The organism is Desulfovibrio sp. (assembly GCF_014803725.1).
In the GTDB taxonomy this organism is placed as follows: domain Bacteria; phylum Desulfobacterota; class Desulfovibrionia; order Desulfovibrionales; family Desulfovibrionaceae; genus Desulfovibrio.
In genome coordinates this window covers 92,065-108,193 of record NZ_JAAVBE010000003.1, presented here as the reverse complement: position 1 = coordinate 108,193, position 16,129 = coordinate 92,065, and the positions used below count along the sequence as shown (strand labels likewise).

At 67.3% G+C, this 16,129-nt stretch carries 12 protein-coding genes and 1 riboswitch; of the genes, 6 read left to right on the top strand and 6 right to left on the bottom strand.

Features of this window, described 5'->3' with window-relative positions:
* Positions 1 to 62 precede the first annotated feature (62 nt).
* Together HDR50_RS00785 and HDR50_RS00780 are read right to left on the bottom strand one after the other, a co-directional pair.
* Positions 63 to 2,714 (bottom strand): TIGR03960 family B12-binding radical SAM protein, encoded by a 2,652-nt coding sequence (locus tag HDR50_RS00785; protein ID WP_291355115.1) that lies wholly within the window; start codon positions 2,712 to 2,714, stop codon positions 63 to 65.
* Positions 2,715 to 2,790: 76 nt separating this feature from the next.
* The gene (locus HDR50_RS00780; RefSeq protein WP_291355113.1) at positions 2,791 to 3,135 is read right to left on the bottom strand and encodes a hypothetical protein; all 345 of its coding nucleotides are present in this window, start codon (positions 3,133 to 3,135) and stop codon (positions 2,791 to 2,793) included.
* A 107-nt stretch (positions 3,136 to 3,242) separates the two neighbouring features.
* On the opposite strand from HDR50_RS00780, the gene rnc reads away from it, so the two are divergent.
* Positions 3,243 to 3,980 carry a ribonuclease III gene (gene rnc / locus HDR50_RS00775; protein ID WP_291355111.1) on the top strand — a complete coding sequence of 246 codons (738 nt, stop codon included), beginning with the start codon at positions 3,243 to 3,245 and terminating at the stop codon, positions 3,978 to 3,980.
* 163 nt (positions 3,981 to 4,143) lie between these two features.
* Here rnc and HDR50_RS00770 read toward each other — a convergent pair whose 3' ends face one another.
* The 4 genes from HDR50_RS00770 to HDR50_RS00755 all read right to left on the bottom strand — a co-directional run bounded on the left by HDR50_RS00770 (position 4,144) and on the right by HDR50_RS00755 (position 10,963).
* Entirely contained in the window at positions 4,144 to 5,055 is a 912-nt protein-coding gene (locus HDR50_RS00770) for a flagellin (protein ID WP_291355109.1), read from the bottom strand.
* A 1,047-nt stretch (positions 5,056 to 6,102) separates the two neighbouring features.
* Positions 6,103 to 8,103, bottom strand: a complete 2,001-nt coding sequence (locus HDR50_RS00765) for a flagellar hook-basal body complex protein (protein WP_291355107.1) — start codon at positions 8,101 to 8,103, stop codon at positions 6,103 to 6,105.
* 90 nt (positions 8,104 to 8,193) lie between these two features.
* Positions 8,194 to 9,060 (bottom strand): flagellar hook capping FlgD N-terminal domain-containing protein, encoded by an 867-nt coding sequence (locus HDR50_RS00760; protein WP_291355105.1) that lies wholly within the window; start codon positions 9,058 to 9,060, stop codon positions 8,194 to 8,196.
* A 22-nt stretch (positions 9,061 to 9,082) separates the two neighbouring features.
* A complete protein-coding gene (locus HDR50_RS00755) occupies positions 9,083 to 10,963 on the bottom strand; it encodes a flagellar hook-length control protein FliK (protein ID WP_291355103.1) in 1,881 nt (626 codons plus the stop codon).
* Positions 10,964 to 11,207: 244 nt separating this feature from the next.
* Here HDR50_RS00755 and HDR50_RS00750 point away from each other — a divergent pair, with 244 nt between their 5' ends.
* From HDR50_RS00750 to cobI, 5 genes are all read left to right on the top strand, one after another.
* A complete protein-coding gene (locus HDR50_RS00750; protein WP_291355101.1) occupies positions 11,208 to 12,137 on the top strand; it encodes a phosphoglycerate dehydrogenase in 930 nt (309 codons plus the stop codon).
* Between the two features lie 99 nt (positions 12,138 to 12,236).
* A riboswitch (cobalamin riboswitch) is annotated at positions 12,237 to 12,354 on the top strand.
* Positions 12,355 to 12,560: 206 nt separating this feature from the next.
* Positions 12,561 to 13,613 (top strand): iron ABC transporter permease, encoded by a 1,053-nt coding sequence (locus HDR50_RS00745; protein ID WP_291355099.1) that lies wholly within the window; start codon positions 12,561 to 12,563, stop codon positions 13,611 to 13,613.
* Positions 13,613 to 14,464, top strand: a complete 852-nt coding sequence (locus tag HDR50_RS00740) for an ABC transporter ATP-binding protein (RefSeq protein WP_291355097.1) — start codon at positions 13,613 to 13,615, stop codon at positions 14,462 to 14,464. Before HDR50_RS00745 ends, HDR50_RS00740 begins: the two co-directional genes overlap by 1 nt.
* Positions 14,412 to 15,302 (top strand): ABC transporter substrate-binding protein, encoded by an 891-nt coding sequence (locus tag HDR50_RS00735; protein WP_365816404.1) that lies wholly within the window; start codon positions 14,412 to 14,414, stop codon positions 15,300 to 15,302. The genes HDR50_RS00740 and HDR50_RS00735 overlap by 53 nt, the downstream gene beginning before the upstream one ends.
* Positions 15,299 to 16,042, top strand: coding sequence for a precorrin-2 C(20)-methyltransferase (cobI, locus tag HDR50_RS00730; protein ID WP_291355092.1), 744 nt, complete (start codon positions 15,299 to 15,301; stop codon positions 16,040 to 16,042). The genes HDR50_RS00735 and cobI overlap by 4 nt, the downstream gene beginning before the upstream one ends.
* Positions 16,043 to 16,129 lie beyond the last annotated feature (87 nt).

The window sequence follows — 16,129 nt, the reverse complement described above, 5'->3', positions numbered from 1 at the left end:
CCTCCTGACGCCTTTGTGCTGAAAGGGCCTGTGCGCGGAAGATGGGGCGCTGACGGCGCCCCTCACTCCGCCGGAAATGTGCGGCCGTCGGCGAAAATCTGGCCGGTCTTACGCAGCCGGAGCCGGGCGCGCAACCGCGGCTCCTCGGCCTCCGGGCCGAGCACGGCCAGGGTGAAGGCGAGCGGCGAAAGATAGCCCATAGTCCAATCGAGGGTGAATGTCACGCCACCGCCGGGCTGTGCCGCCCAGCGCAGGAGCAGCGGGCGAAGATCCATGCAGCGCGGGCCGTTCTTGCCCTCGCGGGTGAAGGGCGCTTCGGCAAGGGCGGCAAAAGTTTCCAGGCGCCGCGCGAGCAGGCCGTCCGCGTCCGCGCCACCGCCCGCGCTTTCGCCGGCCAGGTGGCAGGAAAAGACCTCGGCCACGGCCTGTTCAGTACGCCTGTCTGGCGGCGTGAACTCCACGAGCCGCAGGCGCATGCCCGGCGGCAGGTGCGCCGCGAGGCGTTCCGCGGCTTCGGCGGGGGGCAGGAGGCGCCGCAAGGTAAGGGCGAACCATTCGGCCTCGCTCTCCACGCCCACGGGCAGCGCCCGCCCGAAGGAGAGCAGGGGCAGCGGATGGAAGCCGCGCGAAAAGGCCAGCGGCAGGCCGGCGCGGCGCAGGGCGCGCTCCAGCGTGGCCTGGAGCTCCAACTGGCTCAGGCAGGCGCTGCCGCCGGTCTTGGTGTGCCAGAAGCGGTATTGGGCGGCCTTGTGCACCAGCTCGGGCGCGAGGTGCGGCGGCTCCTGCCGCTGGGTCTTGCAGATGAGGCGCCCTTCGGCGTCGCGCCGGGGCTGGTGCGCGGCCTGGTCGCGCCGGCTGAAGACAAGGCGGTTGCGGCGGGTGGCGTCCTCGCCCTCTTTCGGCATGGGCGCGGCCAAAAGCGACGGGCCGGCGGCTGTGTCACAGGCACCGCAGTGCCGGCAGGCGCCGTAACGGCAATCGGGCGTGACCTTGCCTGCCAGGGCGCGCTCGCGCTCCCGCAGGAGAAAATCCTCGGAGACGCCGGCCTCAAGGTGGCTCCAGGGCAGGGGCGCGCCGGGCACGCGGGCGCCGATGCAGTCCTGGGCGGAGATACCGCATTCTTTCAGGGCCTCGAGCCACGGGGCGATGTCAAAGCTCTCCATCCAGCTGTCGAAGAGCGCGCCCTTGCGCCAGGCCAGTTCCACCACGTCGGCCATTTCCCGGCCCGCGCGCGAGAGGATGCCCTCGAGGTGGCTCATGGCCGGCTCGTGCCAGCGCAGCTTGAGGCATTTCTGGCCCTTGAACTGCTCGCGCACGAGGCGCACGCGGCGGTCGATCTCGTCGAGGCCGATCTGCGCCTCCCACTGGAAGGGCGTGAAGGGCTTGGGCACGAAGGGCGAGAGCGAGGCCGTCACCTGCAGGCGCGGCGCCCCGCGGCCCCCGGCGTCGCGCACCTTGCGGCAGAGCTCGGCGATGGCGACGAGGTCTTCGTCCGTCTCGGTGGGGAGGCCAATCATGAAATAGAGCTTGACCTGCCGCCAGCCGTGCTCCAGTAGTTTCTGCGCGTGGAGCAGGATGTCCTCCTCGCTGATGCCCTTGTTGATGACATCGCGCAGGCGCTGGCTGCCGGCCTCGGGCGCGAGGGTCACGCCCGTGCGCCGAAGCTCGGCCATGCGGCCCATGATCTCGTCGTCGATGGAGCCCACGCGCAGGGAGGGCAGCGAAAGCACCACCTGCTCGCGGGCGCAGCGCTCCAGCGTGCTCTCGCACAGGGTCTTGAGCGCGGAATAATCGCCCGTGCTGAGGGAGAGGAAGGAAATTTCCTCAAAGCCGGTCTCGCTGAGGCAGGCCTCCAGCAGGGCGCCGACGCTCTCGGGCGTGCGCTCGCGCACCGGGCGGTAGACCATGCCCGCGTGGCAGAAGCGGCAGCCGCGGGTGCAGCCGCGCGCGATCTCGAGCGAGAGGCGGTTGTGCACCGCGCCCGCGGGGATGACCTGCCGCGCGGGATAGATGGCGGCCTCGAGGTCGGCCACGATGCGTCGGGCCGGGCGGGCGTGGTCGGCAAAGCGGGGCCTCAGGGCGCCGTCGGGCCCTGCGCTGAAAAAGGAGGGCACATAGACGCCGGGAATATGACGCGCCTCTTCAAGAAAACGGCCGCGCCCCCACGATTCGGCGCGGGCGCGCTCAAGAAGCTCGAGGACTTCGGGCAGCGTCTCCTCCCCGTCGCCCAAGACCATGAGGTCCATGAAGGGCGCCAGCGGCTCGGCCCCGAGCAGCGCGCCGCCGCCGGCCATGACGAGCGGGCAGGCCCCGAGGTCGTCCGGGCGGTCGGCATGGCGCAGCGGGATGCCGGCGAGGTCGAGCATGAAGAGGACATTGGTGGAGCAGAGCTCGTGCGTGATGGAAAAGGCCACGCAGTCCATGCGGGCCAGCGGCGTGTCCGACTCGAGCGTGCAGAGCGGCGCCCCGTGCTCGCGCAGGATGGCGGCGGCGGCGCGGTCCGGCGCCATGACGCGCTCGGCCCACCACGCTTCGCGGGCGTTGACGATGCCGTAGAGGATCTTCTGCCCGAGGTAGGACATGCCCACTTCGTAGAGGTCGGGGAAGGCCAGGGCCACGCGCAGGCGCACGGCATCGGCCTGCTTGCGCACGGCGCCGTCCTCGATGCCGGCGTAGCGGCTCGGCCGGGGCAGAAGGGGCAGGAGGTCGCGCATGGTTTTTCGCCTTGGGGGAGGCCCATAAAAAAGGCGGCGCGCGGCCGCCTTTCGCTGTCAGGAGACTGTCAGGCCCCTAAGAGATGAGCCCGCTTCCGTTGGCCCCGGGCAGCGGCCCGGAACCGAACTGCAATTTGCCGAGGCCGCCGGCCACGGTCAGGTTGGTGCAGGCCTCGATGTACTTGTCCTGCAATTCCTTGGGGGTGTCGGCATAGCGGTAGAGGAAAAATTTGCCGTCCAGGACGCCGGTAAAGTCCGGCTCGAAGGGATAGCCGTAGGGCAGCATCATCATCTGCACGCCGGCTTGCGAGGGAATGGTCTGGATGGCGGCCGCGTCCGTGAGGCAGTCCTTGGCTTCGTCATATTTGCCGATGACGAGCTCGCCCGTCACCAGCTTCATCAGGCGGATGTCATATGCCATGCTGTGCTCCTTAAGGGATAAAGTCCCCTTGTTAGGTAGGCACCACGCGGCCCCGTGTCAAGGGATTTTCGGTTGCCATCCTTGCGGGTTGGGCTAGACTTGCGCCCATGGACGACAAAAAAACGGCGCCGGACGGCGCGAACGTGGAAGACCTGGCCGCGAAACTCGGCCACAGGTTCAGGCGCCCGGAACTGCTCGGGCTGGCGCTCACCCACAGCTCGTGGGCCAATGAGCGCGGCGCGGGAAGCGCGCATAACGAAAGACTGGAATTTCTGGGCGACGCGGTGGTGGAGCTCTGCGTTTCCAGCGAGCTTTTCCGGCGTTTTCCGAAACTGAGGGAAGGCGAACTGACGCGCCTGAGGGCGCATCTCGTGAGCACGCAGGGTCTTGCCCGGCGCGCGCGGGAACTGGGGCTGGATGCCCACCTCCGGCTCGGAAGGGGCGAGGAGCAACAGGGCGGCCGCGACCGTGATGCCATTCTCAGCGATGCGCTGGAGGCGGTGCTTGCCGCTGTGTATGAGGATGGAGGTTTTGCCGCAGCCAGGGACGCCGTCGCCCGCATCTTTGCGGGGCACTGGCCGTCTGACGCGGGCGCGCCACAGGCGCGGGACTACAAATCACGCCTCCAGGAGGCGGTACAACATCTTTTCGGCACCATGCCGGTCTATACCCAGGCCGCAACCAGCGGCCCCGAACATGCCAAACACTTTCAGGTGCGCCTCACGCTGCCTGACGGGCGGAACTTTGCCGGCCAGGGCACGAGCCTGAAGAAAGCGGAGCAGGATGCCGCGCGCTGCGCCCTTGAGGCGCTTGTGGCGCAAAAATCTTTGCCGGCGGACACATAACGGTGAACTCCCCCATGTGCTGAACATCCCCTGGCTATGACCCGGCCTGCGGGCGTGGCCCGCGCTGCGCCGTCCCGGGAGGGACCGGGTCGGTGACCCGGCCCGGGGGAACAACCCCCCGGGCCTCCCGTCTTTGGTCTGCCACAGCCTATGTCTAGATGACCTAGCCGCCGATGAGCTGCATGGCCATCTGGGGCAGCGAGTTGGCCTGGCCGAGCATGGCCACGGCCGATTGGGTGAGGATCTGATTGCGCACGAACTGTGTCATTTCCGTGGCAACGTCCACATCCGAAATTCGCGATTCTGCGGCCTGGAGATTTTCTGCCTGGACATTCAGGTTGGTGATGGTGTTCTCCAGCCGGTTCTGCATGGCGCCGAGGTGGGCGCGGATCTTGTCCTTGGAGATGATGGCCTGGTTGATGGCTTCGAGTGCCTTCTGGGCCGCTTCCTGCGTGGAGACCGTGTAACCGTCCGAGTCGATGCTCGCCTGGTTGCCCACGCCGAGGGACGAGGCGGTGACGCTGCCGATGGTGATGTAGTAGTAGTCTTCCGCGGAATCGTTGCCCGTGCCGAAGTGGATCTTCATCTTGCCGGTGGACGAGATACCGTCCGCGGCCGTCTTGCCGCTGCCGTCATGCGTGTCGGAAGAGAGCGTGCCGTCCAGCAGGTGGATGCCGTTGAAGTCCGTCGCATTGGCGATACGGGTGATTTCCGAGGCCATGGCCTGGTACTCGGACTCGATCATCAGGCGCTGGGTGGAATCGTACGTACCCGTGGCGGCCTGTTCCGCCAGTTCCTTGAGGCGGATGAGCTTTTCGTCAATGACGCCCATGGCTCCGTCTGCCGTCTGGATCATGGAAATGGCGTCGTTGGCGTTGCGCGCGCCCTGGTGCAGGGCCGCGATGTCCGCGCGCTGGAGCTCGCGGATGGCAAGGCCGGCGGCGTCGTCGGCCGCGCTGTTGACGCGCAGGCCGGTGGACAGCCGCTGAGTGGACTGTGCCAGGTTACTGTAATGTGAGTTCAGGGTTCGGGCCGTGTTGGCGGCCATCATGTTGTTGTTAATGACCAAAGACATTGGGCACCTCCTAGGGTGGTTGAATAAGCTGTGCCCGTCATATTGCAACGCATATGCCAAAGGCTAAATAGCGTTGTTTTTTAGCATATTACATATTTTCTAGACTTTTGGGGCAAAATTTTCCCAGGCCCGGCGCCGCATTTTTGGCGGGACGGGCGACGAATTTTCCCAGCGGATCGGGAACGATTCCTTAAGGATAACAGGCAGAAGCTGCCGGGCCCGGGTGCGGCGGCCGGGGGACGGCAGAGCGGGGTCGGCGCGGGGGCCGTTGGGGCTGGCCCGGGCTGGGGAACGGAGGGTGGACTTGCAAGCAGAGCGGAGGGGATGAAGCGGGAACGCTTCGGGACTGGCGGTAGGGCCGGGAGAGTTCCGGCAGAGTGGCAAGAACCGGCAACCGAGGGCGCCCGGCGGCCGGGGCGGCAGAGGCGTCGACAAGAGGGGCGCGTGAGGGCGCCAGCGCCTGTGGGGTAGCGGGCAGCGGCTTGCGCCCCTGGTAGGGCGCGTGCGGATTGCGCAGGCAAAAGTGGGCGTTCTTGCAGCCGGGGGTGGCCGGAAAAAGCTGCTCCGGGGCGGAGCTGGCAAGGGGTCCCGCCGCGGCCGAAAGGAGCACCAGCGCGCCTTGTGCGCAGGAGCTGCCGGCAAGGCTTGCCGGATGGGCGGGATAAAGCGGGAAGGGCCGAGAAGCCGTTTCAGGCTGCCGTGGGGCGTCTTGGATGGGCGATGCGGGGCGCGGGAGCCAAAATATCGCCGGCCTTGCGCGCCGGCCCCGGGTGGCCGGCTCGTTGGGCGCCGTCATGCCCGAAAAGCGGCAAAATGCGCCGGCATCCCGGCCAGTCCCTGACGCCCCGCTTTTTTCGGCCGCGCGCAGCAGGAAACGACCTTTCCCTGCGGCTGTTTTTGCCGGGCGGGAAAAGGCCGCAAAAAAGTCCCCCCTGGACATCCAGAGGGGACTTTTTCACGGAAGAAGCCGGAAGCGGCGCTATCCCTTCGCCGCGGCGCGCGCCCGGAACCGCTCCGGGGCCGCGCCAGTCCGGGAACTGTCTCTTACTAGCGCTTCATGCCGATGACGGTCTCAAGCATGGTGTCAACGGTGGTCACGCCCTTGGAGTTGGCCTGGAAGCCGCGCTGCGTGGTGATCATGTTCACGAATTCGCGGCTGAGGTCCACGTTGGAGCCTTCGATGTTGTAGGCGCGGGTCACGCCGAAGCCGTTGTCGCCGGCCACGCCCTGCCGGGCTTCGCCCGATTCCTTGGTCTGGCCGTAGAGGTTGCCGCCCTCGCGCCGGAGGCCCTGCTTGTTGTGGAAGTCATAGAGGGCGATCTGGTAAAGCGGCACGGTCTCGCCGTTGTCATAGTAGCCGTACACCACGCCCGCGTTGTCGATGTTGGTGCCGGAGAGCACGCCCGAGGGGTAGCCGTCGGCCTTGGCGTCCTGCGTGATGTAGCTGGAGCTGCCCGCGGAGCTGGCGTTTTCGGTCTTCAGCGGGTCGCCGTACTTGGACACGTCGTCATTGTAGCTGATGCTGCGCGTGGTGAGCGTGTCCTGGAAGTAGATGTTATTCTTGTTAGCGCCTGCGTTCAACGTGATCTCGCCGGTGGTGGGGTCGACCGTACCGGCCGGATTGCCGTCCTTGTCCACCAGGTCATACGAGCCCAGCTCCTTGAGGTGCTCGAGAGTCGTGTTGGAGACCCTGTCGCCGTTATCGTCGGTAACGGCGGTCACCTTCTTCAGCACCGGCTGCTTGCTTTCGGTGCCGCGCAGGTCGGCGAGCGTGCCGGAATTGTCCCAGTTGCTCACGCAGCGCAGGCCGAAGTCCAGCTCGATGATGTAGTCCTGCGCCTGCGACTGGGTGGGCGAGAGGGTCTCGCTCACGCTGTTGGCGAGCGGCTGGCCCGTGAAGTTGGCGCAGAAGGTGGGCAGGCCGTTGCTGGAGAACTTGGTGGACTGCCAGCTCGAGAGCTCGTCCGGGGGCAGGGCGCACTGGTCGAGAGCCTGGGGGTCGGCGTTGGCGCCGTAGGTGTAGGCGGTCTGGTTGACCAGGTTGCCGGCGGCGTCGAAGATGAGGTGGCCGGTCATGAGCATGCCCGCGTTCTTGTTGGTACCCTGATCGGGGTCATTGTAGAACTGGGTGGGCTTCTTGGCCCAGGTGTTGGAGACCGGGTCGTAGCCTTCGCCGCCGAAGCTGCGCATGTCCTCTTCCGGCGGAATGGTCACGGCATATTCGTACACCGTGTAGCCGGCGGGCAGGCCCTCGAGCTCGTAGATGACGTTGCCGTCGGAATCCACCTGCTTGGCCGCCACCTGGTCGTAGTAGACAGTCAGGGTGTGGGCGTTGCCGCCTTCATCGTACACCTTGATGGCCGAGGAGGTGGCGCAGGAGGTGTCGGGCATGGGCGGGTTCTTGGAGGCGTCCCACTGGTCGAAGAGGGCGGTCATGGGGGAGGTGTCGCTGGTGGAGCGGTCGCCGCGGCTGTCGCTGGTGAGGCCCATGGTGAAGCTCACGCTGGTGGTGCGGGCCGGCTCAAGGTACCAGGAATCCAGCACGATGTCCTGCGGGGTGCCCGTGCCCACGAAGGCGGACTCGTTGGCCTTGTCCTTGCCAAGATTGATGGACTCGCTCTTGAAGGTCAGGCGCGTGGAGTTGTCCACCTTCCAGCCCTGGAGGCGGTAGCCTTCGGGGTTCTGGAGCTGGCGGTCGGCGTTGAAGTAGAAGTCGCCGGCGCGGGTGTAGTACATCTGATCCGTGTTGGGCTTGCGCACCTTGAAGAAGCCTTCGCCGTCGATGGCGATGTCGGTGACCGAGTTGGTGGATTCGAGCGAGCCCTGCGAGAAGTCGCCAAGCACCGCGTAGGTGGAAACGCCCGCACCGATCTGCACCGGGCCGCTGGTGGAGCCGCCGTTGATGTACAGATAGTCGTTGAAATCCATGCGCTGGCTCTTGAAGCCGATGGTGCTGACGTTGGCGATATTGTTGCCCACGACGTTCATCTTGTTACCGTGAGCGAGCAGGCCCGAAACGCTGGTCCACATGCTGGCTGAAAGACCCATGACTTCCTCCGTTTGAACTTTGTGCGCCGTTGGGATAGTGGCGCGGTTTGGTTATTTGTTGTGGCGTTTTACCGCCGGGATAGCTTTGTTTTAGGCGGCCTTGGCTTCGTCGGCGGCGTCGCTTCCGGACTCTTCATCGCCGGAACCGCTGTTGCCTTCCGTCTTTTCGCTTTCTTCCGCCTTTTCTTCGTCCTTGCTTTCTTCTTCGCCCTTGTCTTCGCTCTCGTCCTTGTTGGAGGAGCTTTCCTTGACCTTGGGCGTGGTGACCTGGCGCACATTGGCGAGCTCCATGAGCTGGCCGCCGTCCATGCCGAGGTAGACCGTGCCGTCGCTGTTGACCACGCCCGTCACCGTGGCGTCGACCACCTGGTCGGAGAGAACGGCCTCGCCCTTGTCGTTGAAGGCGGCGAGCGTGACAGTATACACGCCGTCCGGGGCGTCGAGGCCATTGCCCATCTTGCCGTTCCAGTTGAACTCGAAGGTCGTGCCCGCCTGCTTGCCGGCAAGATCTTCCGTGTAGATGGTGTTACCGTTGGCGTCCTTCACGCTCAGGGTGCCCTTGACCACGTTGTCGCCGAAGGCGTAGCGGAAGGTGCTGACCGAGGTCTCCATCTTGCCGTCCGCATTGGCGGCCGTGGACTTGCCGATGGTGTTGCCGGAAACGCTCACGAGCTTGCCGATGTAGGAAGTGGCGTTGACCATCTGCTGGTTGTTGGTGGCGGTGGTCAGGCCTTCCATGCTGGTGTTGAGGTTCATGAGCTGTTCGAGGCTGGAGAACTGCGCCATCTGCGCGATGAACTCCTTGTCGTCCATCGGGTTCAACGGGTCCTGATACTTGAACTGGGTGACCAGGAGGAGCATGAACGAGTCCTTGTCCAGAGTGCTGCCCTTCTGCTTGGAAAGGGCGGAATTGAACTCGTTGTTGGTCTGGGTGAGGGCTTGCGTGATGCTCGACATGGTCTTCTCCGTCTTGGGCGGCCTAGGCTACGAGGTGCATGGCCTGCCCGGCATATCGTGCCGTTTGGCCGCTAATATGCACAGGCTGTTCCAAAACGGTCGGTTCAGAATTTCTGCTGTTATTGCGAACAGTTGCGAGGTTACGCAGCCGGGCAAGCTCTTCCCGGCGGGCATCTTCTTCCTGCCGCGCGTTGTGCTGGCCGAGGTCCTGCCAGGCGGTGGAAGGGTTTTGGTCGGCAGAATTTTCCATCTGCACTTCTATCTTGTCGACCTTGATGCCCTGCTGCTCCAGGTTGACCCGGATGGTGTCCAGCTGGCGGCTGACCATCTCGGCGGTCTCGCTCTTCTCGGAGCGGATCTGCGCGCTCACCTCGCCGTTGCGCGCCACGAGGGTGATGGTGATGGCGCCAAGCTCCGCCGGATGCAGCTGAAGGTCGAGGCGCGTGGCGCCGTCGCGCATGGCGGTGAGCATGCCCTGCTCCACCTGCTGCGCCACCTGGCGAGAGATCTGCGGGAGCTGGCCCGCATCCTGCGCCGGCACGGCCTCGGGAATATTTTGCCCGCCCTGGAGCATGGTATAGAGGAAGGAGCCATTGGCCGCGGTGGTCGTCTGCGGGGCTGCCTGCGTTGCGCGCGCCTCCACCTTGCCGAGAAGTTCGTTCCACTCGGGGTTCCTGTTGTCCCGGTTGTCGCGCGCGGCGCCATCGTCCGCGCCGTGGCGGGCGTCGTTGCCCATGTCGCGGGTGGCGGTGTTGCGGGCGCCCTCGGCATTGGAGGCGGCGCTCGCCTGGCGCTCCTGCACCGTCTCGGCCATGTTCTGGCGGCGCGAAGCGTTTTCCACGGCTTCGGCGCCCGGGCGGCGGCTGGCGCTCTCTTCCTTGCCGGCATGGCCGACCATGGCGCTCTTTTCCGCGTCGGCCTTGCGGCTCATGACCTCGGCCACGCTGGCCTGCTGCCTGTCGGCGGCCGGCGCGTCGGCGGCCAGCGTCTCGTCAAGGATGCCCCGGCTCTTTTCCTGCACGGTGCGGTCGATGAGGATACGGCTCTGCTGCACGCGGCGGTTTTCCAGCTCGCTGGCGGCCTTTTCCTTTTCCATGCGGTCGCGGGCCTTGCTGATGATGGGCTTGAGGGTCTTTTCCACGGCGGCGTCGAGCTTTTCCTGGTTGGCGCGCTGCTGGGTGAGCTTGGCCGTGGCCGGGGCCATGAGGTTGCCGAACTGCTCGGCCGTGACCTTCAGCGCCGGGAAGCCGCCGAAGTTGCCGGCAAGGTTCATGAGGCTGCCCGCATCAAGGCCGAGGCCCCGCCCGAGGGCGAGGGCGTCATCCACGCTGATCTCGATGGTGCTGCCCGCGTCCATGCTGGCGAAGCCCTGGGCGATGAGCTCAAGGGCCGCCTCGCCGTTGCCGTCGCGCATCTTGGCGAGCACGTCCTGGGCAAGGTCGCCCGTGGGGTCGATCTGGCCGAGCAGGGCGCTGATGGTGAGCTCGTCCTCTTCATTGAGGTTGGGAGTGGTCCCGGCCACCTGCAAGCTCGCCATGACCTGCGCGAGCGTGGCCCCGTTGGGCTGCCCCGCGAGGATGTCGAACTGCTTCAGGGCTTCTTCCGGCGCGCCTTCCTTGAGGAGCTGGGCGCGCAGTTCGGCCAGTTCCTGCTTGGTGAAGCAGACTTCGCTCAGGGTATAGGTCACGCCGTCTGTGGTGGTGCGGGTATAGGGGCTCTCCACCACCGGCCGCCCGGCCTCGGCGTCGGCCTCGAGGGCCGCGCTCACGGAGACCTCGCTGCCGTCGTTCACGGCTTCCATGGCGTCCTGCATGGACTGGAGGAAGTCGCTGTTGCCGTTGCCGGCAGAGGTGGAGGTGCTCCCGAAGAAGCCCAGGCTGGAATCGGCGGAACTGGTAGGCATAATTTGCATGGTCCACTCCTTGCGGCCCTTGTTATTCAAGGAATGTTCCAGTTGGGGAAAGTGGCGGCAAAATGTTGAAATATAAGGAAGGAGAGGACAGGGCCGAACCCGTGGCGCCCGCTTGCGGCGGCAAAGCCTGCCGGGGCTTGGGCGCCCCTGCACGGTTGACAGGCCGCGCCTTTTTCAGGAACGTGGGCCGAAGGGCCGGCCCTTAATTGTCGGGCGCCAGCCAAAGGAGTTGACCGTGAAAGTGCTTGTGACGCCGCGTTCCTTCGGCAAGACCGACCCCGGCCTTTTTGACCGCCTCAAGGACGCCGGGCTTGAGGTCATCCGCAACGAGACCGGCGGCATCCTCGACGAGGCGGCCATCAAGGAGCTCATCGCGCCCTGCGAGGGCGTCATCCTCGGGGTGGATCCCATGAACGCGGCTGTACTGGCGGCCGCGCCGAAGCTCCGCGCCATCGCCAAGTACGGCGTGGGTCTCGACAATATCGACCTTTCCGCCTGCGAGGCGCAGGGCATCAAGGTCTCGCGCACGGTGGGCGCCAACAGCGACGCCGTGGCCGACTACGCCTTCGCGCTCATGCTCGGCGTGGCGCGGCGCGTGGCCTTTATCGACCGCCGCTGCCGCGAGCGCGACTGGAGCAAGATCACCTCCATCGACGTGTACGGCAAGACGCTCGGCATCATCGGCCTCGGCGCCATCGGCCGGCGCGTGGCGAGGCGCGCCAAGGGCTTCGACATGCGCGTGCTCGCCAGCGACAGCGTGTGGGACGAGGCTTTCGCCGTGGCTGAGGGCATCGAGCGCGCGGACGCGGACCGCATCTGCCGCGAGGGCGACTTCATCACGCTCCATTGCCTGCTCAACGACGAGACGCGCAACATCATCAATGAGCAGCGCATCGCCTCCATGAAGCCCACGGCCGTGCTCGTCAATACCGCGCGCGGGGGGCTCATCGACGAGGGGGCGCTGCTCGCCGCGCTCAAGGCCGGGAGCATCTGGGGCGCCGGGCTCGACGTGTTCGCCCACGAGCCGCCAGAGGAGCCGGACTGGTATATCCTTAATAATGTCATCATGGGTTCGCATTGCTCCTCGTCCACGGCGGGGGCCGTGAACCTCATGGGCACCATGGCGGTGGACAACCTTTTGCGCGACCTCGGGCTGCCGCTGTAGGCGCGCGTTGACAGGGCGCGGCCGGCCGCATAGATTGCAGGCGGATACGGTCGCCGCGCCCCGATTTTTCGGCGCGGCGCGAGGGGGCAAGGCCCCCGGAGAGGGAATCCCGTGCAATGCGGGAGCGGACCCGCCGCCGTGAGATCCTTGAACCCTGTTCCCTGGTGCGCCACTGGCAACGGGAAGGCCGGAGCAGGGGGATCGAGCCGGAAGACCTGCCGTGCCCCAGCCATGCCGGACTGCCCGGCATGACGTGACGCGCCCCCGGGAAAGCCGGGCGGCGGCTGTCCGGCAACGGGTCTTTGCCGGATGTGGCGGAGGAAATACGGGCCTCTTCCCGCCGCGTTCCCGGTTTTTCGGGGCGGCGGGGAGGGGCCTTTTTGTGTGCCCGTGGGGCGCTCGCCCCGCAGTTTCCCGGTGTGCATGGCTGTGGCCCCTTCCTTCCTTTCCCTCCCTCGCGGCGAGGCGCGCGTGCGCGCGGCCTTGGGCGCGCTGGCTTTGCTCTGGCTCGTTTCCGCGCCGCTCGCCTGCCTGCCCGGGCCCTATCCGCTGGCCCCCGGGGAGGTTGCGGGCGCGCTCAGGGCATTTTTTGCCGGCGAGGGCGCGGGAGAGGTGCCCGTGCTCGTGGTGGGCGGCATCCGGCTCGCGCGGGTCACGCTCGCCCTGCTCTGCGGCGGGGCACTGGCCGTGGCCGGCGTGGCCCTGCAAGGGGTACTCCGTAATCCGCTGGCAGATCCCTTCACGCTCGGCATTTCCGCCGGCGCGGCCTGCGGCGCGAGCCTCGCCATCGCCCTTGGCGGGGGCCTCGCGCTGGCACTCGGCCTCTCGCATACGGCCCTTGTGGCCGGCGCGGCCATGTGCGGCGCCATGGTCGCCCTGGCGCTGGCTCTCTGGCTCGGGCGCGGGCGCGGCGCCTTCAGTCGCGAGAGCGTCATTTTGGCCGGCATCGCCGTGGCGGCCTTCCTGGGTGCGCTGGTGGCGCTCGTCAAGGCGCTCAACGAAGAGTCCGTGACGAGCATCGTCTTCTGGATACTGGGCTCCTTTCAGGGCCGCGGCTGGGAAAGCATGCCGCTTTTGCTCGCGGCCCTCGTGCCCGGCCTTGTCTGCGTCGGCCTTTCGTGGCGCAGGCTCGACGTGCTGGCCCTCGGCGGGGAGGAGGCGGCCCACCTCGGTCTCGCCGTGGGCCCGGCGCGCTTCTGGCTGCTCGCCGGGGCGAGCTGCATGACCGCGGGCTGCGTGGCCGTGGCCGGCGTCATCGGTTTCGTGGGCCTCGTGGTGCCGCATGTGCTGCGCCTGCTCATGGGGCCGGCCCACGGGCCCCTGCTGGCCGGGGCCTTTTTCGGCGGCGGCGCGCTTTTGCTGTGGGCGGACGTGGCGGCGCGCTGCGTGCTCGACGGCGGCAGGGAACTCCCCGTGGGCGTGGTCACAGCGCTTTTGGGCGGCCCCTTCTTTGCCCTGCTGGTATGGCGGCGCTGATGGCGGGCGCGCCCCCGCTGGAGCTTATGGGCGTCGCCGCCGGCTATGCCGGGGGGCTTACGCTCTCGGGCGTGACCCTTGCGGTGGCGCCCGGCGAGAACGTCATCCTGCTCGGCCCCAATGGCAGCGGCAAGACCACGCTCTTGCGTTGCGCGGCCGGGGCGCTCCGGCCGCAGCAAGGCTCGGTGCGCCTTGGCGGAGTGGCGGCGCACACTCTTTCCGCCCGGGCGCGGGCCAGGCTGGTGGCCGTGCTGCCGCAGCAGCCGGAGCGGCCCCGGGGCCTTTCCGTGCGCGATTTGGTGCTCTTGGGGCGCTATCCGTGGCTTTCGTGGACAGGCGTTTACCGCTCTGCCGACCATGCGGCGGCCGCGCGCGCCCTCGAGGCCGTGGATGCGGCACATCTTGCCGCCCGCCGGGTGGAAACGCTCTCGGGCGGCGAATGGCAGCGGGCCTTGCTCGCTCGCGCGCTCGCCCAGATGGACGGCGTGGCCGCGCCGCTCTTTTTGCTGGACGAGCTCACCGCGAGCCTCGACCCGGCCCGGGCCGAGGAAGTGTTCGCCCTGCTCGGCGAGCGGCGGCGCGAGGGCGCGGCGCTGCTCCAGGCGGCGCACGACTGCAACCTGGCCGCGCGCCACGCCACGCGCCTCGTTGGCCTCAAGGCCGGGCGCATCCTGTTCGACGGCCCCGTGCGGGCTGTCTTTACCGAGGAGAACCTCAGTGCCCTCTATGACTTGCCCCTCACCGTGTTCCGCCATCCTGACGGCGACATCCCGCAGGCTTTGCCGGCCCTTGTTGCTTGTGCTGTGCCTGCTCCTGCTCCCGCAGTTGCCGGCACTGGCCGCGCCCATTGAAGTCACGGACGACACGGGCCACACCCTCAAGCTGGAAAAGCCCGCGCAGCGCATCATCCCGCTCTACGGGGCTTTTGGCGAAATGCTGCTGGCGCTGGGCTGCGGTGACAGGCTCGTGGCCCGCACGGACGCCGACGCCAGCGTGCCGGAGCTCGCGCAGCTCCCCGCCGTGGGCACGCACATGCGGCCCAATGCCGAGCTCGTGGCCGGCGCGCGCCCCGACCTTGTGCTTCAGATGAGCGGGCGCGGCGAGGCCCTGCTCCAGACCGAGGCCCTGCGCAAGCTGGGCGTGCCGGTGCTGAGCTTCGAGGTCAATTCCTTTGCCCAGCTGTTCCGGGTGATGGAGATCCTTGGCCGGCTCTGCGGCCGCGAGGCCGAGGCGCGGGCCCTTGTGGCGGACTGGAAGGCGCGCCTGGACGCGCTTGCTGCGGCCCATGCGGGCCAGAAGCCGTGGCGCGTCTTCTATGAGGTGCGCTCGCCCGACCTTCTGGCGGCCGGGCGCGGCGGCATCGTGTCGGACATCATCGAGGCGGCCGGGGGCGAGAACGTGGTCAGCGAAAAACGCAAGCTCGCCCGGCTCAACGAGGAAGCCGTGCTCCTGGGCGACCCGGAGGTCTATCTCGTCCAGCGCGGGCCCATGAACCCGGCGCCGCGGCCCCTTGCCGAACGGCCGCATTTTCGCGGGCTCGGCGCCGTGCGCGAGGGCCGCACGCTCGAGGTGGACGAGGCGCTGTTCTCAAGGCCCGGGCCGCGCTCCGTGGAGGCGGCGGAACAGCTCGCCCAATGGCTGAAGGGGCTCAAAAGGCCGGCTGCCGGCACAAAGGGGGAGGGAAAATGAGCGGCACCCTCTATGCCGTGGGCGTGGGGCCCGGCGCGCCGGACCTGCTCACCCTGCGGGCCGTGCGCGTGCTCGGCAAGGTCCCGGTCATCCTGGCCGCGGCCTCACCGCGCAACGACGCCTCGGCCGCGCTTGAGACCGCGCGGCCGCACCTTTCGCCGCAGGCGCGCATCCTGCGCCTCGATTTTCCCATGACGCGCGAGAAGGCGGAACTGCGCGCGGCCTGGCGCAAAGCCGCCCAAACCACGCTGGCCGTGCTTGCCGGCGGCGAGGATGCGGCCTTCCTCACCATCGGCGACCCGCTGATCTACAGCACTTTCGGCTACCTCTTGCGCACGGTGCGCGAGCTCGCGCCGGAAACGCCGGTGGAGGTCATCCCCGGTATCACGTCCTTCCAGGCCACGGCCGCGCGCACGCAGACCATCCTCTGCGAAGGGGAGCAAAGCCTGCGCATCCTGCCCGGCATCCGCCGCGGGGAAGACCTTGCCGCCGATCTCGCCGGGGCCGACATGGCGGTCATCCTCAAGGCCTACCGCAATTTCCCGGCCATCGCGCGGGCGCTGGCGGCCACGGGCCGCGCGGAAGACGCGCTTTTGGCGAGCCATGTGGAACGCCCCGGTACAGAGGTGCGCCGGGGCGTGAGCGAAGAAGACGCCCGGCCACCTTATATGTCGCTTATTTTGAGCGGCCCTTCGCGCGAGGCGGCGCTCGCCGTTGACAACAAGGGCGGAGAAAGCTAGGCTTTCAAAAGCCTTTATTGACAATTACCACTTTTAATGGGGGGGGCAGCGGCTCATAAGCGAGTCGGCGCTCCCCTCTTTTTTATT